This is a genomic window from Stenotrophomonas sp. HITSZ_GD (assembly GCF_029543105.1).
Classification (GTDB): domain Bacteria; phylum Pseudomonadota; class Gammaproteobacteria; order Xanthomonadales; family Xanthomonadaceae; genus Stenotrophomonas_A.
The window spans coordinates 330,512-356,095 of record NZ_JARQXB010000001.1 but is presented as its reverse complement, the minus strand read 5'-3'; the positions used below and the strand labels follow the sequence as shown (position 1 = coordinate 356,095).

Sequence of the window (25,584 nt, the reverse complement as noted above, 5' to 3'; positions counted from 1 at the left end):
TGGAAGACTCACCGCACCCTAGCGCCCGGGAGGGCGCGCGGCCAGTGCTTCAGTCGAGCACCCGGCAGAACACCGCCTTGAGGTAGCGCGATTCCTGCACGTGGGCCATGAACGGATGATCCGGGCCGGCTCCGGCGACCTTGAGGATCTGGATCGTGCGGCCGGAGTAGAACGAGGCGCGGCGCAGCATGTCCAGGAACTCCTGCTCGGACACCAGGCCGGTGCAGGAGAACGTGGCGAACAGGCCGCCGGGCTTCACCACGCCCAGCGCGAGCTTGTTCATGTCCAGGTACTTCTTCAGCGCGGTGATGACCTGGTCGCGGTCGCGGGTCATCTTGGCCGGATCGAGGATCACCACGTCGTACTGCTCGCCGCGGTTGGCGGCATCGCGCAGCCACGGGAAGATGTCGGCCTGCACGAACTTGGGCCGCACGTTGTTGAGCTTGGCGTTGCCCTTGGCGATCTGGATGACGTCCTGGTCGATGTCCACGCCGAGCACTTCCTCGGCGCCGCGCGCGGCGGCGTACACGGCAAAGCCGCCGGTGTTGCAGCACAGGTCGAGCACGGACTTGCCCGCCACCTGCTCGCTCAGCCACTGCCGGTTCTCGCGCTGGTCGGCGAAGAAGCCGGTCTTGTGGGCCCCGGCCGGATCTGCGCGGAAGCGGATGCCGTGCTCGGTGATCACCGCTGCCTCGGTGCCGGTGGTGTTGTGGAAATCGAAGCTCTCCTGCTTCTGCACGTGCTCGTCGGCGAAACTGTGGAAGCGGCAGCCCGGGAACTGCTCGCGCAGCGCCTCGTAGATCCATTCGCGGTGGCGGAACATGCCGGCGGCGAAGAACTCGACCACCACCAGGTCGCCATAGCGATCCACGACCAGGCCGGACAGGCCGTCGCCTTCGCTGTGGACCACGCGCCAGGCGTCGGAGACCTGGTCCAGCTTCAGCACGTCACGGCGCAGCTCCACGGCCTCGGCGATCTTCCGCGAGAACCAGCCGGCGTCCACCGGCACTTCCTGCCGGGTTTCCAGGATGCGCACGGCGATACGTGAATGGCCGTTGTAGAAACCGCGGCCGATCCATTCCCCATCCACGCCGACCACTTCGACGATGCTGCCCGGCTTGGGCCGGGCGGCCGGCTTCTCCACCAGCTTCTGGAAGATCCACGGGTGGCTGGAGCGCCAGGCGTTCTTGAGGCGTACGACGGGGTTGGGGGTATTCATCCGCCTATTGTACCGGCGGTTTGACGCCCTCCCCGGCTGTCGGCAGAATGGCCGCCAAGAAGGGGAGTAGCTCCCAAGCGTTGTCGCCGTCAATTCGAGCCCAGGCCATTCGGCCGCCGGCTCCGGTGCAACGGCAGCCGGTTCGCCGGCTGTGAGCGAGACCTTCGCCGCGATGGCGAAGGTCTGTATTCCCGGAGAAGGATTCCGTGTGCAGCGCCTCGACCATCCGGTTCGAGGCGTTTTCACTTTCTCACCGGGACTCTCTCATGCAAACCATCGGCAACATCTGGCTCTGGAGCGGCTTTGCGATCGTCGTGATCGTGGCGCTCCTGGCCGACCTCGTCCTCATGCGCCACGGCGGCCCGCACAAGGTCACCTTCAAGGAAGCGTTGTGGTGGAGCGTCGGCTGGATCGCCCTGGCCCTGGTCTTCAACGCCGGCCTGTGGTGGTACCTGCACGAAACCGCCGGCAGCGTGCTGGCCAACCGCATCGGCCTGGAATTCCTCACCGGTTACCTGGTGGAGAAGTCGCTGGCGGTGGACAACATCTTCGTGTTCCTGATGGTGATGACCTATTTCGCCGTGCCCGAGGAGCAGCGCCAGCGCGTGCTGGTGATCGGCGTGCTGGGCGCCATCGTGCTGCGCGCGATCATGATCTTCGCCGGCGCGGTGCTGCTGACCAAGTTCCACTGGCTGCTCTACGTGTTCGGCGCGTTCCTGCTGCTGACCGGCATCAAAATGTGGTTCTCCGCCGGCAAGGAACCGGACCTGGAGGCCAACCCGGTGTTGCGCTGGATGCGCGGCCATCTGCGCATCAGCCCGCAGTACGACGGCAACCGCCTGACGGTGCAGAAGCAAGGCGTGCGCTGGTTCACGCCGCTGTTCGTGGTGCTGATCCTGATCGCGGTCACCGACGTGATCTTCGCGGTGGACAGCATCCCGGCGATTTTCGCCATCACCACCGACCCGTTCATCGTGCTGACCTCCAACGTGTTCGCGGTGCTGGGCCTGCGCGCGATGTTCTTCCTGCTCGCCGGCATGGCCGACCGCTTCCACCTGTTGCCGTATGGCCTGGCGGTGGTGCTGGTCTTCATCGGCGTGAAGATGCTGGCCATCGACCTGGTGAAGCTGCCGGTGTGGGTCTCGCTGGCGGCGGTGGCGCTGATCATCGGCACGACCGTGGTGCTGAGCCTGGTGCGCCCGGCCAAGCCCAAGCTGTCTTGATATTCGGCCGGCCCGGCGGGATTGTCCCGCCGGGCCGCTGCATTCTCCCGAGACGCGGGGCCTTGCAATCGTCGGCCGCGCCGCCATCCGCTGCTTATGGACCTTTCGCTCCCTCCTTCCGATCCCGCCACCGAGGCGCGCGAACAGCGCGGCCGCGTGGTGCGCGCGTTCAACCTGAGCTTCGGCGCGGTGCTGGTGATGGTGGCCGTGCTCGCCAGCCAGGCCGGCTTCGACTGGCGCCCGTTCGCGGTACGCCCGCACGAGTGGGTGGGCCTGTGGGGCCTGCTCACCGCGCCCCTGCTGCATGGGTCGCTGGAACACCTCGGCGCCAACGCCTTCGCGATCCTCATCCTCGGCACGCTGGCCGGCAGCGTGTACCCGAAGGCGACGCTGCGCTCGCTGCCGCTGATGTGGCTGGGCTCGGGCCTGGGTGCGTGGTGGCTGGGCGACGTGGGCACGTTCCACCTGGGCGCCAGCGGCGTGACCCACGGATTGATGTTCCTGCTGTTCGTGCTCGGGCTGATCCGCCGCGATCGCGCGGCCATTGCCACGAGCATGATCGCGTTCCTGTTCTACGGCGGCATGCTGCTGGCGATCCTGCCGCGCGAGCCCGGCATTTCCTGGCAGTCCCACATGGGCGGCGCGATGGCCGGCGTGATCGGCGCGCTGTTGTTCCGGCACCTGGATCCGTTGCCGCCCCGCAAGCGCTATAGCTGGGAGGACGAAGAAGAAGAGGATGCGCTCGCGCCGGAAGAGGATGCTGACGGCAGGGAACCGCCGCGTCCGCGCGAGGTGCCGGTGCTGTGGCAGCCCGCACCGGACCCGAATGGCGTGGTGATCCGTTTCCGTCCGCGCGAGCCCTCGCAGGACTGAGCGCGGTTTGCACGCCGGCCAGGGAAGGACTAGAACTGGACGCCCTGCCTCTCCCGGCACGCGGACGGATGCCATGGAACCGCAATTCAGCGTCTTCGGCCATATCGGCCAACCCGTCGTACGGGTCTACGAGGCAGTCGCCGATCCTGACCAGCTCGCGCGCTATTTCACTACGGGGGGTGCCCGCGGGCGACTCGTCTCGGGCGCGACGGTGTGGTGGGATTTCCACGATTTCCCGGGCGAGTTCCCGGTACAGGTGATCGAGGCCACGCCGCCGGAGCGCATCGTGCTGGAGTGGGATTCCAACGAACCGGTGCCCGAGGGCGAGGCACCCCGCCGCACGCGGGTGACGTTCGCCTTCGACGCCACCGACGATGGTCGCACGCGCGTGGAAATCAGCGAGAGCGGCTGGGCCGGCACCGATACCGGTTTTCGCGCGTCTTACGGCAACTGCATGGGATGGTCGCAGATGCTGTGCGCGTTGAAGGCGTGGCTGGAGTACGGCATCAACCTGCGCGAAGGCATGTACCGCTGATCGTTAGCGGGAGTGGGAGTGCACGTTCGCCGGACAGCGCGAGGGCGCGGCACGCGCGCTATTTGCCGATGCAGAAACTGGAGAAGATCCGCCCGAGCAGGTCGTCGGCGGTCATCCGCCCGGTGATCTCGCCGAGCGCGTCGTGCGCCAGGCGCAGTTCCTCGGCGGCCAGCTCCAGCTGCTCGTGGTCGAGTTGCGCCTGCGCGGCGGCAAGGTGTTCGCCGCTGCGCGCCAGGGCATCGACATGCCGCGCGCGTGCGGTGAACTCGCCCTCCACGCTCTCGCCGGCATCGGCGCCGGCGATCTGCGCCAGGCGCTCATGCAGTTGGGCGAGCCCCGCGCCGGTCGCGGCGGATACCGCGATGGCATTCGGTGCCGCCGGGGCCGGCGTATCGCCGAGCAGATCGGCCTTGTTGTGAATCCACAGCGTGCGCGGCACCTGCGCCACGTCCGCCGCGACGGCGGCGTGGCCGGCCTCGGGATCGCGCGCGTCGATCACCACCAGCGCGAGGTCGGCACGCTGCAATTCGGCACGCGCTCGGCGCATGCCTTCGCGCTCGATCGCATCGCCGCTATCGCGCAAGCCCGCGGTGTCGACCAGGGTCAGTTCCAGGCCGTCGATACGGATGGTTTCGCGCAGCGTGTCGCGGGTGGTGCCGGCCACGTCGGTGACGATGGCGCGTTCGCTGCCGGCCAGCGCGTTGAGCAATGAACTCTTGCCTGCGTTCGGCGGCCCGATCAGCACGGCGTGCAAGCCATCGCGCAGCTTGCGGCCGCGTTCGGCATCGCGCTGCAGCTCGGCCAGCGTGGACTGCGCGGCCGCCAGGCCGGCGCGTACTTGCGCGCCGCCCAGCGTTTCGATCGGTTCGTCGGCGAAGTCGATGGCCGCTTCGATGTGGATGCGCAGCACGGTGACCTGCTCGCCCAGTTCCCCGACGCGACGCGAGAACACGCCGTCGAGCGAACGCCGTGCTGCGCGCGCGGCGCGCGTGTCGCCGGCGGCGATGAGGTCGGCGATGGCTTCGGCCTGGGCGAGATCGAGCTTGCCGTTGAGGAAGGCGCGTTCACTGAATTCCCCCGGCCGCGCCTGGCGCGCACCGAGCGCGATGCAACGGGAAAGCAGCTGGCGCAGCACCACGGCACCGCCATGGCCCTGCAACTCGACCACCTCCTCACCGGTAAAGCTGTTCGGCGCGGGGAACCACAACGCGAGGCCGTCGTCGATCACTTCACCGCCCGCATCGCGCCAGCGCGCGTAGTGGGCGTGGCGCGGCCGCAAGCGCGGCGTGCCAAGCGCGGCCGCGATGCGCGCGGCCTGGGGGCCTGACAGGCGGATGATGCCCACGCCACCGGCACCGGCGGCGGTGGCAATTGCGGCGATGGTGTCGGTCTGCGCCATGGGGACAGGTTACAGCGGCCAAAGCATGCGAAGCAGCCGTGCGTGGCCCGCCTGCATGCTGGGCGGAAAAGGAGATACCGGGTGCGTCAAAAGCGGAAGGCCCGCCGGGTGGCGGGCCTTCCATGCATCACTGGTTGTGCAGGTTGGACTGGACGATCTTGCTCGGCGATTCGCCGTGCTGCTTGATCATCCACCACTGGATCAGCAGGCCCAGGCCGCCGTTGACCACCCAGTACAGCACCAGGCCGGCCGGCATGAAGGCCATCATGACGCCGAACACCAGCGGCATGAACTGCATCATCTTCGCCTGCACCGGATCCATGCCCGGGGTGGGCGTCAGCTTCTGCGTCAGCCACATGATCACCATGTTGATGATCGGCAGGATGAAGTACGGGTCGCGCGCGGTGAGGTCCTGGATCCAGCCCAGCCACGGCGCCTGGCGCAGTTCGACCGACTCCACCAGCACCCAGTACAGCGCGAAGAAGATCGGCATCTGGATGAGGATCGGCAGGCAGCCGCCCATCGGGTTGATCTTTTCCTTCTTGAACAGCTCCATCATCGCCTGCTGGTACTTCTGGCGATCCTCGCCGTAGCGCTCCTTGAGCTGGGCCAGGCGCGGCTGGAACTTGCGCATCTTCGCGCCGGACTTGTACTGCGCCGCCGACAGCGGATACAGCGCCAGGCGCAGCAGCACCACCAGGCCGATGATCGACCAGCCCCAGTTGTGCAGCAGGGTGTACAGGTGGCTCAGCACCCAGAACAGGCCCTGGCCGATGATGGCCATCAGCGAGAAGCGGCTGTAGTCGACGACGCGATCCAGGCCCGGCACCTGCTCCTTGGCGATCAGGCTGACCAGCTTCGGGCCCACCCACAGGCGCGCTTCGGTGGTGGCCTTCTGGCCGGGCGCCACGGTGAAGCCGGGGCCGCGCAGTTCGAGCACGTCGGCGCCATTGGCTTGCGAGAGCTTGAGCAGGGAGCTGTTGTCCGGGCTCGGAATCCAGCCGGTGAAGAACTGGTGCTGCAGCATCGCGATCCAGCCGCCCTGGATGACGCGATCGACGCTGCCGTCCTTGAGGTAGTCCTGGAAGGCGCGGCGCTCGTAGCCGTTCTCGCTGGTGAACCAGGTGGCGCCGTTGAAGCTCAGGCTGTCCGGATTCATCATGCTGCGGCTGAGGATCGTCGGCACGCGGCTCAGCTTGCGATACACGTAGGCATTCCACGTGTTGCTGCCGGCGTTGGTGACTTCGTCGCGCACTTCGATGGCGTAGCGGCCACGCTCGAGCGTGAACGTGCGACGGATGGTGACACCGTCCGGGCTGGTCCACACGAACGGAACCACCAGCTTGTCCTGGCCCTTCGGCAGCGCGAACTCGGTGCCTGGCTGCTCCGGACGGAAACCGCCGTTACCGGGGACCGGGGCGCCCTTGTCGCTCGCCCAGCCACTCGCCGCGTTGTACGGGTGCGCCGGATCTTCGGTCAGCAGCTCGACCGGCGGTGCGCCTGCCTGCTTGGTCTGCGGGAACTGCAGCAACTCGGCGTCCAGCACGCTGCGGCCGTCCAGCTTCAGGCGCAGCACGTCGGTGGTGACCGTGACGACTTGCGCCGGTGCCGCCGGTGCGGTGACGGTCGGCTGCGCGGCGGCACCACCCGGCACGGCGGCCTGCGGGACCCCGTTGCCATCGGCGGACGGCACGGCCGTTTGCGCGGCGGGCGTCTGCGCGGGTTCGGGCACGGCCTTCTCACGGCCCCACTCCATCCACAGGAAGGCGGCCACCATCAGCCAGGCAAGCAACAGGATTACGCGGGTCTGGTTCATCAGGCAGCAACTCGGCTCAGTCGGAACGGCGTTCCGGCTCGGTCAATGGAGAGGATGAAGGGTGGGCATCCTGGCGCGGCGGCATTGTGACGCCCGCCGCAGGCACGGGCAATGCGCCCGCACGGTGCAACACGCGCAGGAAAGCATCACGCAGTTCGGAATGGCTGGCGCGCGCGGCCGCGGAACGGGCGACCACGACATAGTCCCCACCTGCCAGCGAAGCCGGCAGATGACGGAAGGTCTCGCGGAGCACGCGCTTGATGCGGTTGCGCCCGACCGCGCGCTTGTCCACCTTGCGCGACACGGCCATGCCGAGTCGGGCCGGGCCCTCGACGGGGCGCCAGTGCAGGCTCATGAGCGGGTCGGAGCAGCGGTGGCTGTTATCGAAGACGACAGCATATTCCGCGCGCGAACGAACCCGCGCAGAGCGAGGAAATCGCCTGCGCGGGTCGGAATCGATCACGGTCGGGATTGCCTGGGCCGCGTTCAGCGGCGCGGCAATCAAGCGCTCAGGCGCTTGCGGCCCTTGGCGCGGCGACGGGCCAGCACCTTGCGGCCGTCGGCCGTCTTCATGCGGGCACGGAAGCCGTGGTCGCGCTTGCGCTTGAGGTTGCTGGGCTGGTAGGTGCGCTTGGTGGCCATGGGGGCCTCTGTAGGTAAAGGGGTACGAAAGAACCGGAAATTCTAGAGGTGCCGCCCGGGCTTGGTCAAGTCGCGCCTTGCGCTCGCGTGTGGGAGCCTGTGGATGTGCCTGTGAATAAATATGGGAAAACCTGCCCCCCGGTGGTAGTCTGGCCCATCCGTTTTCTGCCTCCCGTGCCGATGCATGGCGGATGCCTGCGCGCCCGGAAGGCCCATGATGAATACACTTTGATGGATGCTTGGCCCCGTTGCCTGGAACGTCTTGAAGCGGAATTCCCGCCCGAAGATGTCCACACCTGGTTGAAACCCCTACAGGCCGACGAGCGCGCCGACAGCGTCGTGCTGTACGCCCCGAACGCCTTCATTGTCGAGCAGGTGCGCGAACGCTACCTGTCGCGCATCCGCGAGCTGGTGAGCCACTACGCCGGCAACAGCGAGGTCGCCCTGGCCGTGGGTTCGCGCCCGAAGCCCGTCGAGCCGCTGGCGCAGGCCGCCCCGCTGGCCGCCGCAGTGGCCCAGGCGGTCGCCCCGCAGGCCGCGCCGGTACCCTTCGCCGGCAACCTGGACACCCACTACACGTTCGACAACTTCGTCGAGGGCCGCAGCAACCAGCTGGGCCGCGCCGCCGCGCTGCAGGCGGCACAGAAGCCCGGCGACCGTGCCCACAACCCGCTGCTGCTGTACGGGAGCACCGGCCTGGGCAAGACCCACCTGATGTTCGCCGCCGGCAACGCGATGCGCCAGGCCAACCCGAACGCCAAGGTCATGTATCTGCGCTCGGAGCAGTTCTTCAGCGCGATGATCCGCGCGCTGCAGGACAAGGCGATGGACCAGTTCAAGCGCCAGTTCCAGCAGATCGATGCGCTGCTGATCGACGACATCCAGTTCTTCGCCGGCAAGGACCGCACGCAGGAGGAGTTCTTCCACACCTTCAACGCGCTGTTCGATGGGCGCCAGCAGATCATCCTGACCTGCGACCGCTACCCGCGCGAGGTCGAAGGCCTGGAGCCGCGGTTGAAGTCGCGCCTGGCCTGGGGCTTGTCGGTGGCGATCGACCCGCCGGACTTCGAAACGCGCGCGGCGATCGTGCTGGCCAAGGCGCGCGAACGCGGCGCGGAAATCCCGGACGATGTGGCCTTCCTCATCGCCAAGAAGATGCGCTCCAACGTGCGCGACCTGGAAGGTGCGCTCAACACGCTCACCGCACGCGCCAACTTCACCGGCCGCACCATCACCGTGGAGTTCGCCCAGGAGACGCTGCGCGACCTGCTGCGCGCCCAGCAGCAGGCCATCGGCATCCCGAACATCCAGAAGACCGTGGCCGACTACTACGGCCTGCAGATGAAGGACCTGCTGTCCAAGCGCCGCACCCGTTCGCTGGCCCGGCCGCGGCAGGTTGCCATGGCGTTGGCCAAGGAACTCACCGAACACAGCCTGCCGGAGATCGGCGATGCATTCGCCGGCCGCGACCACACCACCGTGCTGCACGCCTGCCGGCAGATCCGCACGCTGATGGAAACCGACGGCAAGCTGCGCGAGGACTGGGACAAGCTGATCCGCAAGTTGAGCGAGTAAGCCGAACGTAAGTGCCCGCGCGCATGCACAGGCGGGAAAATTCAGTGCATGATTTGCGCGCAAGGCCGGGAGAAACTGTGGATAAGATTCGTCGGGGACGAACCTGAAAATTTATCCACAGGTTTTACCCCAAGGGCCGGGGCAGTAATCCCAAGGGTTTCGAGCGCATTAAATCCTTACGGAACAACAGGTTAAGGTAGTTTTCCGCCAAAAGCGCGCCTACCATCACCACCAAGCTTTTGATTTATTCCACATCTTTAAAAGCATAGGGGCACGGAACCACATGCGTTTCACACTGCAGCGCGAAGCCTTCCTCAAGCCACTGGCCCAGGTGGTCAATGTGGTTGAACGCCGCCAGACACTGCCCGTGCTGGCCAACTTCCTCGTCCAGGTGCAGAACGGCCAGCTCTCGCTGACCGGCACGGATCTGGAGGTGGAGATGATCTCGCGCATCGCCGTGGAGGATGCGCAGGACGGCGAAACCACGATTCCGGCCCGTAAGTTGTTCGAAATCGTGCGTGCACTGCCCGACGGAAGCCGGGTCACGGTGTCGCAATCGGGCGAAAAGGTCACCGTGCAAGCGGGCCGCAGCCGTTTCACGCTGGCGACGCTGCCTGCGAACGACTTCCCGTCGGTGGACGAAGTGGAAGCCACCGAGCGCGTGGCGGTGCCCGAAGCCGCACTGAAGGAGCTCATCGAGCGCACCGCCTTCGCGATGGCGCAGCAGGACGTGCGCTATTACCTCAACGGTCTGCTGTTCGACCTGCGCGATTCGACGCTGCGCTGTGTCGCCACCGACGGCCATCGCCTGGCGCTGTGCGAGACCGCACTCGAAGGTAGCAGCGGCACCAAGCGCCAGATCATCGTGCCGCGCAAGGGCGTGACCGAGCTGCAGCGCCTGCTGGAAGGCGGCGATCGCGCGCTGGAACTGGAGGTGGGCCGCAGCCACGTGCGCGTGAAGCGCGACGATGTGACCTTCACTTCCAAGCTGATCGATGGCCGCTTCCCGGATTATGAGGCGGTGATTCCGATCGGCGCGGACCGTGAGGTCAAGGTGGACCGCGAGGCGTTGCGCGCATCGCTGCAGCGTGCGGCCATCTTGTCCAACGAGAAGTACCGCGGCGTTCGTGTCGAGGTCTCGCCGGGCCAGTTGAAGATCAGCGCCCACAACCCTGAGCAGGAAGAGGCGCAGGAAGAAATCGAGGCCGACACCAAGGTGTCCGACCTGGCAATCGGCTTCAATGTGAACTACTTGCTGGATGCGCTGTCTGCCCTGCGCGACGAGCACATCGTCATCCAGCTGCGCGATGCGAACTCGTCGGCACTGGTGCGTGAGGCAAGCAGCGAGAAGTCGCGGCATGTGGTGATGCCGCTGCGCCTCTGACGCGTGTTCCACGTGGAACTGAAGGGCCCGGGATCAAACCCGGGCCTTTTTCTTTTCGGCTGCCCCTTACCGCTTTAGAAGTAGATATAAATCAAGAGCTATGTGGTGCTTGGTAGGGCAAATTTCGTTGGAAAACCCATTAAGTGCATGATTTTTATGGAGAAAGTGGCATGGAAACCCCCTTAAAAAGTGGGCCTGAGGGTTGGGGATGGGCTGTGGACAGGTCTCCGCGCCGGGCGATTCGGTTGCTTTGTCCACAAGCTGTCCCCATGTTTGGCCAAGATCACGAAAAAGCGTCGGTCTCCCCTATGCTCGGCTCTCGCGTCTCGCCCTGCCTGTTTCAGCCGAACATTCCCCCATGTTGATCAGTCGAATCTCGCTCCATCGCTTCCGACGTTTCGACAGCGTGGAATGGCGACCCGGCCCGGGCTTGAACCTGGTAGTGGGAGAAAATGGGGCCGGCAAGACCAGCCTGCTGGAGGCCCTTCATCTGATGGCTTACGGCCGCAGCTTTCGGGGGCGCGTTCGCGACGGTCTCGTGCGCCAGGGCGCGGAAGACCTGGAAGTGTTCGTCGAATGGCTGGAGCACGGCGACCCTGCCCTGACCCGGAAGCGTCGCGCTGGCTTGCGTCACAGCGGCCAGGCGTGGAAGGGGAGGCTCGATGGCCAGGACGTGCAGCAGCTGGGCAATCTATGTGCCGCTATCGCCGTGGTGACATTCGAGCCGGGTAGCCATGCATTGATCAGTGGCGGCGGAGAGTCACGGCGCCGTTTCATGGATTGGGCGCTGTTCCACGTGGAACCGGATTTTCTCCCTCTTTGGCGGCGCTATTCGCGTGCATTGAAGCAACGCAATGCGCTGCTGAAGCAAGGGGGGAGCGGCGCCACGCTCGACGCGTGGGACCGGGAGCTGGGCGAATCAGGCGAGCTGCTGACCCTGCGGCGCCGTGCCTACCTGGAACGCTTGCAGGACAAGGCCATCCCACTGGCCGCGGATATCGCCCCGTCCCTCGGCATGGCCGCACTCGCCTTCCAGCCCGGCTGGCGCCGGCATGAAGTACCGCTTGCCGACGCGCTATTGCTGTCCCGCGAGCGGGACCGGCAGTACGGTTACACCTCCGTCGGGCCGCACCGCGCGGATTGGCAACCCGAATTCGATGGGCTTCCCGGTCCTCAAGCCCTCTCCCGTGGGCAGGCAAAGCTCACCGCCCTGGCTTGCCTCCTGGCGCAGGCGGAAGACTTCGCCGACCAACGCGGCGAATGGCCGGTCATCGCGCTGGACGACCTGGCGTCCGAGCTGGATCGCCAGCACCAGCATCGCATCCTGGCGCGGCTGCTCGACGGGCACGCCCAGGTCCTGATTACGGTCACGGAGGCGCCCACGCTGCTGGAGGCGTGGAGCCCCGCCCGGTTCCACGTGGAACACGGAGCCATCTCCCCCGCCGAATGAATGGGGAGTTGGCTATTCACCCGGTCCGGGCCCGCAAGGCCTGGCTGCTATAATTCACCCGCTATCCCCCTATTCCGGAGTGGCGCGCTCCCCGCGCCGCCCGCGCAGTGGAGCCTACGGCCAAGCGCATGACCGACGAACAGAACACCCCCGCCAACAATGGCAACTACGACGCCAACAGCATCACGGCCCTGGAAGGGCTGGAGGCTGTCCGCAAGCGTCCCGGCATGTACATCGGCGACGTCCACGACGGCACCGGTCTGCACCACATGGTGTTCGAGGTCGTCGACAACTCCATCGACGAAGCGTTGGCCGGCCACGCCGACAACGTGTCAGTGACGATCCACGCAGACGGTTCGGTTTCGGTCTCGGACAACGGCCGCGGTATCCCCGTGGGCAAGCACGAGCAGATGAGCCGGAAGCTGGACCGCGAGGTTTCCGCAGCCGAGGTCGTCATGACCGTGCTGCACGCGGGCGGCAAGTTCGACGACAACAGCTACAAGGTGTCCGGCGGCCTGCACGGCGTGGGCGTCAGTGTGGTCAACGCGCTGTCGGAGAAGCTGCTGCTGGATATCTTCCAGGGCGGTTTCCACTACCAGCAGGAATACAGCAACGGCGCGGCGGTCACCCCGCTCAAGCAGCTGCAAGCCAGCAGCAAGCGCGGCACCACCGTGCGCTTCTGGCCGTCGGTGAAGGCGTTCAACAACAACGTCGAATTCCACTACGAGATCCTGGCGCGTCGCCTGCGCGAGCTGTCGTTCCTCAATTCGGGCGTCAAGATCATCCTGGTGGACGAGCGCGGCGAAGGCCGTCGCGACGATTTCCACTACGAAGGCGGCATCCGCAGCTTCGTGGAGCATCTGGCGCAGTTGAAGAACCCGCTGCATCCGAACGTCATCGCGGTCAGCGGCGAGCACAACGGCATCACCGTCGAAGTGGCGCTGCAGTGGACCGACTCCTACCAGGAGACGATGTACTGCTTCACCAACAACATCCCGCAGAAGGACGGCGGCACGCACCTGGCCGGCTTCCGCGGCGCGCTGACGCGCGTGTTGAACAATTACATCGAGCAGAACGGCATTGCCAAGCAGGCCAAGATCACCCTGACCGGCGATGACATGCGCGAAGGCATGATCGCCGTGCTGTCGGTGAAGGTGCCCGACCCGAGCTTCTCCTCGCAGACCAAGGAAAAGCTGGTCAGCTCCGATGTGCGTCCCGCAGTGGAAAACGCCTTCGGCGCGCGCCTGGAAGAATTCCTGCAGGAAAACCCGAACGAAGCCCGTGCCATCGCCGGCAAGATCGTCGATGCCGCGCGCGCGCGCGAGGCGGCCCGCAAGGCGCGCGACCTCACCCGTCGCAAGGGCGCGCTGGACATTGCCGGCCTGCCCGGCAAGCTGGCCGATTGCCAGGAAAAGGATCCGGCGCTGTCCGAGCTGTTCATCGTCGAGGGTGACTCGGCAGGCGGCTCGGCCAAGCAAGGCCGCAACCGCAAGAACCAAGCGGTGCTGCCGCTGCGCGGCAAGATCCTCAACGTGGAACGCGCCCGCTTCGATCGCATGCTCGCCAGCGCCGAGGTCGGCACGCTGATCACCGCGCTGGGCACCGGCATCGGCAAGGACGAGTACAACCCGGACAAGCTGCGCTACCACCGCATCATCATCATGACCGACGCCGACGTCGACGGTTCGCACATCCGGACTCTGCTGCTGACGTTCTTCTACCGCCAGATGCCGGAGCTGATCGAACGCGGCCACGTCTACATCGGCCTGCCGCCGCTGTACAAGCTCAAGCAGGGCAAGAGCGAGCTGTACCTGAAGGACGATGCGGCACTCAATGTGTACCTCGCCAACAGCGCGGTGGAAGGTGCCTCGCTGGTGCCGGCGGCCGGCGAGCCGGCCATCGAGGGCGTGGCGCTGGAGAAGCTGCTGCTCGCGTATGCCAACGCGAAAGAAGCCATCGCCCGCAATGCGCATCGCTACGACACGCGCCTGCTCGATGCGTTGATCGACTACGCGCCGATGGACCTGGAGCACCTGCGCAATCCCGCGCCGGGCCAGGGCCTGGAAGCGCTGGCCAACAGCCTCAACCAGGGCAGCCTGGGCACGCCGCGCTACGTGATCACCCTGCAGGAGCCGAACGACCAGCGCCCGGCCGCGCTCGAAGTCGTGCGCCGCCACATGGGCGAGGAAGCGCGCATCTTCATTCCGCTGTCGGCGTTCGAGAGTGGCGAGCTGCGTCCGCTCAACGAGGCGGCCAAGCTGTTCCATGGCCTGATCCGCGAAGGCGCGCAGATCGTGCGCGGCAACAAGGCGCAGCCGGTGGAATCGTTCGCGCAGGCGCAAGCCTGGTTGCTGGACGAGGCCAAGAAGGGCCGGCAGATCCAGCGCTTCAAGGGCCTGGGCGAAATGAACCCCGAGCAGCTGTGGGAAACCACGGTCAATCCGGATACGCGCCGCATGCTGCAGGTTCGCATCGAAGACGCCGTGGCCGCCGACCAGATCTTCAGCACGCTGATGGGCGACGTGGTCGAGCCGCGCCGCGACTTCATCGAGGACAACGCGCTCAAGGTCGCCAACCTCGATATCTGACATCATCGGTGCAGCCGCCGCATCGGGGAGCGATGCGGCGGCCATCATCCCGCCGCGCAGGAAAGCGATGAACGATCTTCCCGTGTCCCCGCCGCCTGCCGCGGAGGGGCTGTCCGTGCATGCACCGGCCGCGCCCACCGCTGACCGCGCGCCCGTCCTCAACTTCTTCCTCGATGCCCTAATCGCCCTGGTGATCCTGCTGCTGGTCAGCATCGCCGCCGGGATGGCCTGGGGCGTGTTGCGCGGCTTCCAGCTGGTGTTCGAGGCGCGCGCCCGCGGCGTGGAGATCGATCCTTCGCAAGTCGCGCACCAGCTCGGCCAGCCCGGCGCGATGGCGCAGCTGTTGATGGCCCTGGTCAGCACCGGCACCGCGGCGCTGGTGGTGTACTTCTGGCGCCGCCGGGCCAGCCGTGCCGAACGGCAGCAATCCTGGGCCGCGCTGCGTGTCCCGCGCACATGGGGCCTGGCGAGCCTGGTCGCGGTGGGCGTGTTCTGCTTCAGCACCGCTACCGGCATGCTGGCCGAGCGCCTCGACATCAAGCCGGTGCCGACCAACCTTTCGCTGATGAGCGACCTGCTCGCGCAATGGCCGTGGTCGGCGGTGGTCTTCGCCGTGCTGCTGGCACCGGCGTACGAGGAATTGCTGTTCCGCCGCGTGTTGTTCGGGCGCCTGCTGGCCGCCGGCCGGCCGGTGCTGGGCATCGTGCTGAGCAGCGTGGCGTTCGCGTTGCTGCACGAAATCCCGGGCCTCAGCGGCAATGGCGTGCTGGCGATCTGCCAGCTGTGGCTGGTCTACGGCAGCATGGGGGCCGCCTTCGCCTGGCTGTACTGGCGCACCGGCTCGCTGTGGGCGGCGATCTTCGCCCACGGCCTCAACAATGCCATCGCCATCGCGGCGCTGTACTGGTTCGGTTTGCAGTAGTTTGCTTGACGAAAAGTTAAGCCGGGCCTGCCAGAATTCCTCCGAACCCCCGGGGGATCCACATGAAGAAACTCGTGACATTGGGCGTCGCCGCCGCACTGACGTTGTCGGCCTGCGCCACCACCACCTCGCCGACCGGGCGCAAGCAGATGGTCGGCGGCGTATCGCAGCAGCAGCTCGACCAGCTGGGTGCGCAGGCGTTCGCCGAAACCAAGTCCAAGGAAAAGATCAGCAGCGACGGCAAGCAGATCGCGTACGTGAAGTGCGTGGTCAATGCACTGGTGGCGCAGCTGCCGCCGCAATGGCGCAACACCGCGTGGGAAACCGCGGTCTTCGTTGACGACGAGCCCAACGCATTCGCGCTGCCGGGCGGCAAGGTCGGCGTCAACACCGGCATCTTCAAGGTCGCCAAGACCCAGGACCAGCTCGCCGCGGTGCTGGGGCACGAAATCGGCCATGTCATCTCGCGCCACCACGAGGAACGCATCACCCGCCAGCTGGGGGCGCAGACCGGGTTGTCGGTGATCGGGGCGCTGGCCGGCGCGGCCTATGGCGGCAATGCCGCCAGCGCGGTCAACCAGATCGGCGGCATGACCGCGCAGACCGCCTTCCTGCTGCCCGGCTCGCGTACCCAGGAGAGCGAGGCCGACATCGTGGGCCAACGCCTGATGGCCGATGCCGGCTTCGATCCCTCACAAGCGGTCAACCTGTGGCAGAACATGATGGCTGCGAGCGGAGCGCGTTCGCCGCAGTGGCTGTCCACGCACCCGGACCCCGCCAACCGGATCAGAGAACTGCAGCGGGATGCGCCGTCCTTGATGCCGGTCTATGAACAGGCCAAGCGCGAGGGCAGAAATCCCCGCTGCGGCTAGACGGTGGCGTATTGCTGCACCCCAGCATGGAAAGCGTTTTCTGTGCGTGAAAGTTTCTGCTAAGTTTGCCGGCTCGTTTTCTTGTACGGCCAGCGTTTCCTTCCAGCATCGCCCTGGCGATGCCCGACCGAGGTGATCATGAAACAGCCCTATCGCAACAAAGCTCTGCTGACCCTGCTCATTGCCGCTGCCTTGGGCGGTGCCGTTGTCACGGATGCGATGGCGCAATCGGATTCCGGTCGCAAGAATTCCCGCTCGGCGAAGGCCGAAGTGCTGTTCCCGAACGCCACGCGCGAGGAGCCGAAGGAAAAGACCTCGGCCAAGCTGGGCAGCAAGCTGCAGAAGCTGGTCGATGCCTTCAACAAGGGTGACGACTACGCCGCGGTGCGCGCCCAGGCTGACGAGATCCTGGCCAACCCGGCCGCGAACAACGCCGACAAGTCCATTGCCGCGCAGCTCGCCGCGCAGTCCGCCTACAACCTGGACGACACCGCCGGCGCGAAGACCTACCTGCAGCAGGCCATTACGCTCAACGGCCTGGACAACAACGGCCACTACCAGTCGATGCTAATGCTGGCCCAGCTGCAGTTGCAGGACAACCAGTACACCGAAGGCCTGGCCACGCTGGACAAGTATCTGGCCGAGACCAAGTCGCAGAAGCCGGAAGACCTGATCCTCAAGGGCCAGGCGCTGTACCAGGCCGAGCGCTACCAGGAAGCGATCCCGGTGCTGAAGCAGGCCATCGCCGCCTCGCCGGAGCCGAAGGACAACTGGAACCAGCTGCTGATGGCCGCCTATGCGGAAGCCGGCCAGACCGGCGAGGCCGTGGCCTCGGCCGAACAGCTGGCCGCCAAGAACCCGAACGACAAGAAGGCCCAGCTCAATCTGGCCAGCATGTACATGCAGGCCGACCAGATGGACAAGGCCGCCGCGGTCATGGACAAGCTGCGCGCCAGCGGCCAGTTGACCGACGAGCGCGAGTACAAGCAGCTGTACTCGATCTACGCGAACACGGACAACAAGGAAAAGGACGTCATCGCGGTCATCAACGAGGGTATCTCCAAGGGCATCCTCAAGCCGGACTACCAGACCTACCTGGCGCTGGCACAGTCGTACTACTACACCGACCAGCTGCCGCAGGCGATCGAGAACTGGCAGAAGGCCGCTCCCCTCTCCAAGGACGGCGAGACCTACCTGAACCTGGCCAAGGTCCTCAAGAACGAGGGGCGTACCGCCGAAGCCAAGCAGGCGGCCCAGCAGGCGCTGGCCAAGGGCGTGAAGAAGCCCGACGACGCCAAGAAGATCATCAACGGCAAGTAAGGTCGCAAAAAAACGCCCAGGTCCCTGTGTATAAGTGGTTACAGGGCCCGGGATTGGTATAAGCTTGGAGGTTCCTGCGGTGTCAGAGCCGCCCGATCAGGGGATCACGCCAGTGGTCCAGGCCCCCACAGATAGAGTCATTGGCGCATGACGGAACAATATGTTGTCCACAGGTATGACCAGGATACCGGGAACCAGGGTTTGAGCTGGCCCCGTATCGTTGGTATTGCCTTCGTAATCGCTTTGCATCTGGCTGCCCTGATGCTGCTGCTGATTCCCGCCGTCGCGCCCAAGGCCGTCGCCGAGAAGGAGCGCAACGTCATGGTGACGATCGTCGACGCTCCGCCGCCGCCGCCACCCCCGCCGCCGCCGCCGCCGCCGCAGGACAAGCCGCCGCCGCCGGTGAAGAACCTGGCGCCGCCGCGTCCGTCGCCGGTGCCGCCGCCGCCGGAAGCTCCGGTGGTCGACGTGCCGGAACCGCGCCCGTCGGACATCGTGACGCCGCCGTCGCCGCCGTCGCCGCCGCAGCCGTCTCAGGACATCGGCGCCAGCGTGGACATCTCGTCCAAGAACATGAATCCGCCCAAGTACCCGCCGGCCGCGTTCCGTGCAGGCGTGCAGGGTGAAGTGATCCTGATCGTGGACGTCGACGCGAGCGGCAACGTGACCAACGTGGCCGTCGAGAAGTCGAGCCGCAACCGCGATCTGGACCGTGCGGCCATGGATGCCGCCCGCAAGTGGCGCTTCAACCCGTCCGTCGTGAACGGGCAGAAGACTGCCGGCCGTGTCCGCGTGCCGGTCAACTTCGCGCTCAATTGATTGTCAGGGCCGGGCCTCCGGCCCGGTTCCCACTGTCGTTCTTAGCACCACCCTTCATCACCACACACAACAAAGGTAAGCGTCATGCTGCAGGATCTCTTCATCGCCGCCGCTGCCGGGGGCTCCAACCCGTCGGCTGCCCTCTCGCAGATGGGCTTTGAGCACCTGATCGGGGAAATGACCTCGCATCCGGGTGACTTCGCCGTCTCCTGGGTCGTTCTGGTGACCCTGATCGCCATGTCGGCCATGTCCTGGTACTGGACCGTCATCAACATCTTCCGTTCGGTCCGCCTGAAGAGCGCCGCCGATCGCGTGACCAGCCTGTTCTGGGAAGCCCCGAACGCGCAGGAAGCCATCCGTGCGATGGAAGAGCAGCCGGCTTCCGAGCCGTTCTCGAAGATCGCCCTGGACGCCGCCCAGGCTGCCGCCCACCACCAGCGCGCCGAAGGCAGCAACACCGGCCTGGGCGAGAACCTGAGCCGCTCGGAGTTCGTGGACCGCGCCCTGCGCCAGGCCGTGACCCGCGAGAGCACCCGCCTGCAGTCGGGCATGACCCTGCTGGCCACCGTCGGTGCGACCGCGCCGTTCGTCGGTCTGCTCGGCACCGTGTGGGGCATCTACGGCGCGCTGATCAAGATCGGTGCGACCGGTTCGGCCTCGATCGACGCCGTTGCCGGCCCGGTGGGTGAGGCGCTGATCATGACCGCCATCGGTCTGTTCGTCGCGATCCCGGCCGTGTTCGCCTTCAACTTCTTCTCGAAGGTCAACAGCTCGGTCATCGCGAAGTTCGATTCGTTCGCCCACGACCTGCACGACTTCTTCGCCACCGGTTCGCGCGTCAAGTAAGACGCGCCCCCGGGCATCGAACAAAGTCACCGCAACCGATTTAGACGGAGCCTGTTATGGCCTTCAGTAGTGGAAACAGCGGCGGCCCGATGGCCGACATCAACGTCACGCCCCTCGTGGACGTGATGCTGGTGCTGCTGATCATCTTCATCATCACGGCCCCGCTGATGTCCCACAAGGTCAAGGTGGAGCTGCCCGAGGCGAACCTGGCGCAGAAGCCGGACGAGCAGAACGAGCGCAAGGGCCCGATCACGCTGGCGGTCAAGGAAGACGGTTCGCTGTATTGGAACGACGAGCCGATCAGCAAGGAAAGCCTGGAATCGCGCCTGTCCACCGCCGCCCAGCAGACCCCCCAGCCGCCGATCAACCTGCGTGGTGACAAGACCACCAAGATGAGCACGATCAACGAGATCACCAAGATCGCGCAGAATCAGGGCATGCTGGACATCGGCTTCGTCGCGACCAAAGAGAAGGGGCAGTAAGCCATGGCTTTTTCAAGTGGTAGCGGCCGCGGCCCGATGGCCGACATCAACGTCACGCCCCTCGTGGACGTGATGCTGGTGCTGCTGATCATCTTCATCGTCACCGCGCCGATCATGACGTACCCGATCGCCGTGGATCTTCCGCAGCGCGTGCTCAACCCGCCGCCGGAGAACGTGGAACCGCCGCCGCCGATCGAACTGCGCATCGACGCCAGCAACCAGGTCTACTGGAACAACAGCCCGGTGGCGGTGAGCGAGCTGCAGCAGCGCATGGAGGAAGAGGTCCAGCGTGACCCGACCAACCAGCCGCAGCTGAAGATCGACGCCAACCCGGATTCCGAGTACGAGGTGATGGCCCGGGTGCTGGCCGCCGCCAAGAATGCTCAGATGAAGAAGATCGGCTTCGTCCAGTAAAGAAATACCGCAACACCGCAATACTCAGTCATGACGCGACTGGAAACGCCACCGGAGACGGTGGCGTTTTTTTATGCGTGATGCGGTGCCGAATCTGTGTGCCGATGCCCGCGCTTCAACTGCGGGGCGCAAGGAGGTCCAGGTACGCGCGCACGGTGTGGTCCAGGCCGTCGTAAAGCGCCTCGCCGATCAATGCGTGGCCGATCGACACTTCCAGCACTTCCGGCACGGTGGCCACGAACGCGCCGAGGTTGGCCTGCGACAAGTCGTGCCCGGCGTTGACGCCCAGTCCCAGCGCCTGCGCGCGACGTGCGGTATCGGCGAACAAGGCCAGCGCTTCGTCGGGCGTTCCGTTGGCGAATGCCTCCGCGTAAGGCCCGGTATACAGCTCGACCCGGTGCGCGCCGATGCGCGCCGCCTCCGCCAAGCCGGGACAGCCGGGGTCCACGAACAGACTCACCCGGCAGCCGATCTCCCGCAGCTCGGCGATCAGCGGCGCGAGCCGTTCGGCATCGCGGCCGAAGTCGAAGCCGTGGTCGGAAGTGAGCTGCCCATCGCCGTCGGGCACCAGCGTCGCCTGGGCCGGCCGGGTTTGCCGGCACAACGCAACGAAACCCGGATAGCCTTCGCGTGGCGGCGCGAACGGATTGCCCTCGATGTTGAACTCGACCCCGCGGCGGCGGGTCAGCGCCGACAGCGCGTAGACGTCGTCGGCGCGGATGTGCCGCTGGTCCGGGCGCGGATGCACGGTGATGCCGTGCGCGCCGGCGTCCAGGCAGGCTACCGCGGCGCGCACGACGTCCGGGTCCTGACCGCCGCGCGAGTTGCGCAGCACGGCGATCTTGTTGACGTTGACCGACAGCAGGGTGGGCACGCGCGCCTCAGGCGTCGGAAGGCGGCTGTTCGGCCGCGGCCGCCTTGCGCGCGGCGGCGAGGGTACGCAGGCGGTGCAGTTCGACCGGGTCCACGATATGCCCGGCCTCCTCCGCCTCGCCCATGCGCGAGACGTACCAGCCGCGCGCCCACGCCATCATCAGGGCGAGCGCGGCCAACAGGGAAAGCACCAGCAGCCACATGTAGGGCGTGCTGAACGCCAGGATCAGCGCACCCAGCGCCAGGAGCAGGAACAACCAATGCATGACGATCTCCCCAATAGTCCGGCGCAGTGTAGCGCCGCCTCCGGCCCCGGTTCCACGTGGGCCGGTCACGCAGCGGGGTTAGAGCAACGGCGAGGTAAGCCGTGCGACCGCCTCCGGCACCCGTGAGCGCCACAGGGGCCGGTGCCGGTTGAACTGCACCTCGCGGGCGGTGGCCATCTCCTGCGCCAGGTACTCGGCCAGCTGGCCGGTGAGCCGCTTGTCGCGGTACATCATCGACAACTCGAAGTTGAGGCGGAAGCTGCGGTTGTCGAAGTTGGCGCTGCCCACGATGCACAGCGCATCGTCGGCGACGAGCGCCTTGGTATGCAGCATGCGCGGGCCGTACTCGAAGATCCGCACCCCGGCCTCCAGCAGCTCGTCGAAATACGAGCGTGCGGCCCAGGTCACCAGCCGCGAATCGCTCATGGTGGGCACCAGCAGCCGGGTGTCGAGGCCCCCCAGCGCGGCCGAGGTCAGCGCCATGCGCGCGGCCTCGCCCGGGACGAAGTACGGCGTCACCAGCCACACCCGCTCTCGGGCCTCGTGGATGGCGCCCACGTGCAGGCGGTGGATCGTCTCCCAGGAAGAATCCGGGCCGGAGACCAGCACCTGCGCCTCGATGTGGCCATCGGCCCGCCCGGGCGTATCGCGCGGCCACAGCTCCTGCCCCTCGAATGCCGGCCGTCCCTGCCCCGTCGCGTAGATCCAGTCCTCGATGAAGACCAGCTGCAGGTTGCGCACCACGTGGCCTTCCACCCGCATGTGCAGGTCGCGGTAGGCGTCGGAGCGGATGCGCTCGTCTTCCTCGTCGGTGATGTTGATGCCGCCCGTGAAGGCCAGCCGGCCGTCGACGACGACCAGCTTGCGGTGCGTGCGCATGTTCACCCACGGCCGCTTGAACGGCTTGAGCAGCTGGGTGGGGTGGAACCAGGCGGTCTCGCCCCCCGCGTCGCGCAGGGGCCGCAGGAAGCTTTGGCGCACGTGCGAGGAGCCCACCGCATCGAGCAGCAGGCGCACCTTCACCCCGGCCCGCGCGCGCTCGATCAGGGCGTCGCGCAGCGCGGTGCCGACCTGGTCGGGATTGAAGATGTAGTACTCCAGGTGGATATGGTCGCGCGCGCCGGCCACCGCGGCGAGGATGGCCTCGTAGGTCGCGCCGCCGTCGATCAGCCATTCCACCGCGGTCGCCGAGGAGGGCGGGATGCCGCAGGTCGCCTGCGCCACCTTGGCCAGCTCGGTGCAGTCCGCGTCCGGCGGGCACACGGTGCTGTAGTGCTCCATGCCCGATCGCGAGCGCCCGCGGCGCAACCGCTGCCGCTTCACCTTCTGCGGGCCGAGCAGGTAATAGATCAACAGACCCAGATAGGGCAACGCCGCCAGCGAGAGCACCCAGCTCAGGGTCGCCGCCGGCTCGCGTTTCTGCAGCACGATCCACGCCACGATCCACAGCAGGTAGGCGAAGTAGGCGGCGGTAAGGTAGGCCTTGAGGTGGGGAATGCCATGAATCCATTCCCAGGCCGAGTTCAGGGTGGCGAGCATGCCGCGATCATAAGGGAGCACCTGAACCAGCAGGTATCGTCAACGCGCGGTCGCCGGCGATGAGATCGACGCGGCGTAAGCTCGCGCCCCATGACGCAAGCGATCAAGGGCCGCGGCTCGCGGACCCACCTGGCCGGCCGGTTCGAGATCACCACCGCCGAGGCGGTGGACGACGGCTGGCACCCGGACGAGGCCGAGGAGTTCGCCGTACCCTCGCTGCGTACCACCGTCACCGAGGAGACCGCGCGCAGCATCATCAGCCGCAACCAGTCCCCGGACATCTCGTTCTCGCAATCGGCCAATCCCTACCGTGGGTGCGAACACGGTTGCAGCTACTGCTTCGCCCGCCCGAGCCACGCCTACCTCAACCTCTCGCCCGGGCTGGATTTCGAAACCCGCCTGTTCGCCAAGACCAATGCACCCGAGCTGTTGCGGCGCGAGCTCTCCCGGCCCGGCTACGTGCCCAGCCCGATCGCCCTGGGCATCAACACCGATGCCTACCAGCCCATCGAACGCCGGCTGGAAGTGACCCGGCGGATGATCGAGGTGCTGTGGGAGGCCCGGCATCCGTTCACCCTCATCACCAAGAACGCGCTGGTCACCCGCGATATCGACCTGCTTGCCCCGCTCGCCGCCGAACGGCTGGTCAACGTCTATTTCTCGATCACCACGCTGGATTCCCACCTGTCGGCGAAGCTGGAACCGCGCGCCGCTGCTCCGCACGCCCGGCTGCGCGCGATGGCCAAGCTGCACGAGGCCGGCGTACCGGTCGGGGTGATGGCCGCGCCGGTGATTCCCTGGATCAACGACCACGAGCTGGAAGCCATCCTCGAAGCGGCGGCGGGCGCCGGTGCCCGCGCAGCCGGCTACACCTTGCTGCGCCTGCCACACGAAGTGGCGCCCCTGTTCCGCGATTGGCTGCAGGCCCACTACCCCGACCGCGCCGCGCATGTCATGAGCACGATCCAGCAACTGCGCGGCGGCAAGGATTACGACAGCCGCTTCGGCCAACGCTTCAGCGGCCAGGGCGTGTATGCCGACCTGTTGGCGCGCCGTTTCCAGCTGGCCTTGCGCCGTGCCGGCTTCGACCCACGCGGTGGCGACCCGCCGTTGGACATCACCCGCTTCCGCAGGCCCGCGCCGCCGGCTCCCCCGAAGAAGACCTCGCCACAAGGCGAGCTGTTCTGAGGCCCGGCCTCAGGCGCCGTACAACGCCTGCGCCGACTGGAACAGGATCCAGCTCGTCGCGATGAACTTGTCCCCGCCCTGGGGCCGGTTACCGCGATGCGTATGCGTGAACGCGGTAGGGGCGATCAGCAGGCTGCCCGTGCGTGGCTTCACCTTGCGCTGCTGGAACAGGAATTCGGTTTCGCCTTCCTCGAAGCCCTCGTTGAGGTACAGCGTCCATAGCACGTGGCGATGCAGCGTTTCGGCGCCCGCATCGCGCGGATAAAGCTCGCAGTGCCAGTAGGGATAGCCGCCCTCGCCGGCCGCGTACCACTGCAGGTTGATCGCTCCCGGCCGCAGGCAGGTGCGCGCCAGTTCGGTCAAGGCCGCATCGCCCATGCCCTGCAGGTCTTCGGGTTGCAGCCGCCGCAACGTGCCGTCGGTGTCGGGAATCTGCAGCATCAGCGGCGCCACCAACGCTTGCGGGTAGCGTCGCAGGTAACGCAGCAGGCCGCCCAGCACCGCGTGCTGGATCTTCGCCTCCAGCTCCGCCCAATCGGGCAGGCCGCTGATACGCAGGTCCTGGCTGCGCTTGAGTTCCGGATACAGGCCGCCGCCTATCCGCCCCGCGCTCAGCCGGTCGCTGTCGCGCAGGCGCTGCACGATGGCCGCGCAGGTCGGCGCATCCAGCGCGTCGTCATAGACCTCGATGAAATCCACGGGTGCGTCCATGTGCCACACCATAGCAATCCCGCCTCACGCGCGCAGCCGGACGCGCGACAATGCACCGTGCCCGCCGCCCTTGCCCCACGATGATCCGCACGCTCTACCTTGCCGGCCCCGATGTGTTCCGTCCCGATGCGCGGGCGCGCGGCGCCGCACTCAAGCAGGATTGCGCCGCGTTTGGCTTCGAAGGCCTGTTTCCGCTGGACCAGAACGTGCCGCCGGATATCCGCGAGCCGGCCGCGCAGGCCACGTGGATCTACCACGCCAACATCGCCCTGATCGAACGCGCGGAAGCGCTGCTCGCCAACCTGGATTTCTTCCGCGGCCCCGAGCCGGATAGTGGCACCTGCTTCGAGGTGGGCTATGCCGTGGCCAAGGGCAAGCCGGTATACGGCTATCTTCCCGAACACGGCAGTTTCGCCGAGCGCATCCGCCTGCGGCACCCCGAAGCGATCGGTCCGGAGGGCGTGCTCGATGCGCGCGGATGGAGCTTGGAGGAATTCGGCCTGCCGTTGAACCTGATGTTGTCGGTGCCCGCGCCCCTGGTGGTCGGCGATGCCCTCGCCGCCCTCGCACGCTTGCGGCGCGAGCAGGACGCCGTCGTTGGCTGACGCGCAAAAAACAAAGCCCCGCG

25 protein-coding genes are annotated in these 25,584 nt (G+C 66.6%); 16 read left to right on the top strand and 9 right to left on the bottom strand.

The features are described from left to right. Positions 1–49: 49 nt before the first annotated feature. Positions 50–1,219 (bottom strand): class I SAM-dependent rRNA methyltransferase, encoded by a 1,170-nt coding sequence (locus P6166_RS01715; protein WP_130316859.1) that lies wholly within the window; start codon positions 1,217–1,219, stop codon positions 50–52. A gap of 266 nt (positions 1,220–1,485) precedes the next feature. On the opposite strand from P6166_RS01715, the gene P6166_RS01710 reads away from it, so the two are divergent. The 3 genes from P6166_RS01710 to P6166_RS01700 all read left to right on the top strand — a co-directional run bounded on the left by P6166_RS01710 (position 1,486) and on the right by P6166_RS01700 (position 3,850). Continuing rightward, on the top strand, positions 1,486–2,442 hold the full coding sequence (locus P6166_RS01710; protein ID WP_277762800.1) for a TerC family protein: 957 nt from the start codon (positions 1,486–1,488) through the stop codon (positions 2,440–2,442). Positions 2,443–2,538: 96 nt separating this feature from the next. After that, entirely contained in the window at positions 2,539–3,315 is a 777-nt protein-coding gene (locus P6166_RS01705; protein ID WP_277762799.1) for a rhomboid family intramembrane serine protease, read from the top strand. A gap of 73 nt (positions 3,316–3,388) precedes the next feature. Then, on the top strand, positions 3,389–3,850 hold the full coding sequence (locus P6166_RS01700; protein WP_277762798.1) for an SRPBCC domain-containing protein: 462 nt from the start codon (positions 3,389–3,391) through the stop codon (positions 3,848–3,850). A 58-nt stretch (positions 3,851–3,908) separates the two neighbouring features. Here the strand turns inward: P6166_RS01700 and mnmE are convergent, their stop codons facing one another. The 4 genes from mnmE to rpmH all read right to left on the bottom strand — a co-directional run bounded on the left by mnmE (position 3,909) and on the right by rpmH (position 7,707). Beyond that, the gene (gene mnmE / locus P6166_RS01695) at positions 3,909–5,249 is read right to left on the bottom strand and encodes a tRNA uridine-5-carboxymethylaminomethyl(34) synthesis GTPase MnmE (RefSeq protein ID WP_277762797.1); all 1,341 of its coding nucleotides are present in this window, start codon (positions 5,247–5,249) and stop codon (positions 3,909–3,911) included. A gap of 127 nt (positions 5,250–5,376) precedes the next feature. Further along, complete coding sequence (gene yidC / locus P6166_RS01690; protein ID WP_277762796.1) at positions 5,377–7,065, bottom strand: membrane protein insertase YidC; 1,689 nt, start codon at positions 7,063–7,065, stop codon at positions 5,377–5,379. Between the two features lie 16 nt (positions 7,066–7,081). After that, positions 7,082–7,528, bottom strand: coding sequence for a ribonuclease P protein component (gene rnpA, locus P6166_RS01685; RefSeq protein ID WP_277762795.1), 447 nt, complete (start codon positions 7,526–7,528; stop codon positions 7,082–7,084). Between the two features lie 38 nt (positions 7,529–7,566). Continuing rightward, positions 7,567–7,707 (bottom strand): 50S ribosomal protein L34, encoded by a 141-nt coding sequence (gene rpmH / locus P6166_RS01680; RefSeq protein ID WP_057649007.1) that lies wholly within the window; start codon positions 7,705–7,707, stop codon positions 7,567–7,569. A gap of 231 nt (positions 7,708–7,938) precedes the next feature. On the opposite strand from rpmH, the gene dnaA reads away from it, so the two are divergent. From dnaA to P6166_RS01625, 11 genes are all read left to right on the top strand, one after another. After that, on the top strand, positions 7,939–9,282 hold the full coding sequence (gene dnaA, locus P6166_RS01675) for a chromosomal replication initiator protein DnaA (protein ID WP_277762794.1): 1,344 nt from the start codon (positions 7,939–7,941) through the stop codon (positions 9,280–9,282). Positions 9,283–9,565: 283 nt separating this feature from the next. After that, entirely contained in the window at positions 9,566–10,666 is a 1,101-nt protein-coding gene (gene dnaN / locus P6166_RS01670; RefSeq protein ID WP_277762793.1) for a DNA polymerase III subunit beta, read from the top strand. 358 nt (positions 10,667–11,024) lie between these two features. Continuing rightward, positions 11,025–12,116 (top strand): DNA replication/repair protein RecF, encoded by a 1,092-nt coding sequence (gene recF, locus P6166_RS01665; protein ID WP_277762792.1) that lies wholly within the window; start codon positions 11,025–11,027, stop codon positions 12,114–12,116. A gap of 128 nt (positions 12,117–12,244) precedes the next feature. Further along, the gene (gene gyrB, locus P6166_RS01660) at positions 12,245–14,704 is read left to right on the top strand and encodes a DNA topoisomerase (ATP-hydrolyzing) subunit B (RefSeq protein ID WP_277762791.1); all 2,460 of its coding nucleotides are present in this window, start codon (positions 12,245–12,247) and stop codon (positions 14,702–14,704) included. A 67-nt stretch (positions 14,705–14,771) separates the two neighbouring features. Further along, a complete protein-coding gene (locus P6166_RS01655; protein WP_277762790.1) occupies positions 14,772–15,626 on the top strand; it encodes a CPBP family intramembrane glutamic endopeptidase in 855 nt (284 codons plus the stop codon). 62 nt (positions 15,627–15,688) lie between these two features. Continuing rightward, a complete protein-coding gene (locus P6166_RS01650) occupies positions 15,689–16,498 on the top strand; it encodes a M48 family metallopeptidase (protein WP_277762789.1) in 810 nt (269 codons plus the stop codon). 138 nt (positions 16,499–16,636) lie between these two features. Further along, the gene (locus P6166_RS01645; RefSeq protein WP_277762788.1) at positions 16,637–17,818 is read left to right on the top strand and encodes a tetratricopeptide repeat protein; all 1,182 of its coding nucleotides are present in this window, start codon (positions 16,637–16,639) and stop codon (positions 17,816–17,818) included. 261 nt (positions 17,819–18,079) lie between these two features. Further along, a complete protein-coding gene (locus tag P6166_RS01640; RefSeq protein WP_277762787.1) occupies positions 18,080–18,637 on the top strand; it encodes an energy transducer TonB in 558 nt (185 codons plus the stop codon). A gap of 84 nt (positions 18,638–18,721) precedes the next feature. Next, complete coding sequence (gene exbB, locus P6166_RS01635; protein WP_057649265.1) at positions 18,722–19,483, top strand: TonB-system energizer ExbB; 762 nt, start codon at positions 18,722–18,724, stop codon at positions 19,481–19,483. Between the two features lie 56 nt (positions 19,484–19,539). Next, complete coding sequence (locus P6166_RS01630) at positions 19,540–19,965, top strand: biopolymer transporter ExbD (protein ID WP_277762786.1); 426 nt, start codon at positions 19,540–19,542, stop codon at positions 19,963–19,965. Positions 19,966–19,968: 3 nt separating this feature from the next. Beyond that, positions 19,969–20,379 carry a biopolymer transporter ExbD gene (locus P6166_RS01625; RefSeq protein ID WP_277762785.1) on the top strand — a complete coding sequence of 137 codons (411 nt, stop codon included), beginning with the start codon at positions 19,969–19,971 and terminating at the stop codon, positions 20,377–20,379. A gap of 115 nt (positions 20,380–20,494) precedes the next feature. On the opposite strand, the gene P6166_RS01620 is transcribed toward P6166_RS01625, so the two are convergent. From P6166_RS01620 to cls, 3 genes are all read right to left on the bottom strand, one after another. Beyond that, a complete protein-coding gene (locus tag P6166_RS01620) occupies positions 20,495–21,253 on the bottom strand; it encodes a pyridoxine 5'-phosphate synthase (RefSeq protein ID WP_277762784.1) in 759 nt (252 codons plus the stop codon). Positions 21,254–21,260: 7 nt separating this feature from the next. Beyond that, a complete protein-coding gene (locus tag P6166_RS01615) occupies positions 21,261–21,518 on the bottom strand; it encodes a hypothetical protein (RefSeq protein ID WP_277762783.1) in 258 nt (85 codons plus the stop codon). A gap of 78 nt (positions 21,519–21,596) precedes the next feature. Continuing rightward, positions 21,597–23,057 (bottom strand): cardiolipin synthase, encoded by a 1,461-nt coding sequence (gene cls / locus P6166_RS01610; protein WP_277762782.1) that lies wholly within the window; start codon positions 23,055–23,057, stop codon positions 21,597–21,599. 90 nt (positions 23,058–23,147) lie between these two features. On the opposite strand from cls, the gene P6166_RS01605 reads away from it, so the two are divergent. After that, positions 23,148–24,245 (top strand): PA0069 family radical SAM protein, encoded by a 1,098-nt coding sequence (locus P6166_RS01605; protein WP_277762781.1) that lies wholly within the window; start codon positions 23,148–23,150, stop codon positions 24,243–24,245. 9 nt (positions 24,246–24,254) lie between these two features. Here P6166_RS01605 and P6166_RS01600 read toward each other — a convergent pair whose 3' ends face one another. Then, positions 24,255–24,968, bottom strand: coding sequence for a 2OG-Fe(II) oxygenase (locus tag P6166_RS01600; protein ID WP_277762780.1), 714 nt, complete (start codon positions 24,966–24,968; stop codon positions 24,255–24,257). Positions 24,969–25,006: 38 nt separating this feature from the next. On the opposite strand from P6166_RS01600, the gene P6166_RS01595 reads away from it, so the two are divergent. Then, positions 25,007–25,561, top strand: a complete 555-nt coding sequence (locus P6166_RS01595) for a nucleoside 2-deoxyribosyltransferase (protein WP_277762779.1) — start codon at positions 25,007–25,009, stop codon at positions 25,559–25,561. Positions 25,562–25,584: the final 23 nt, after the last annotated feature.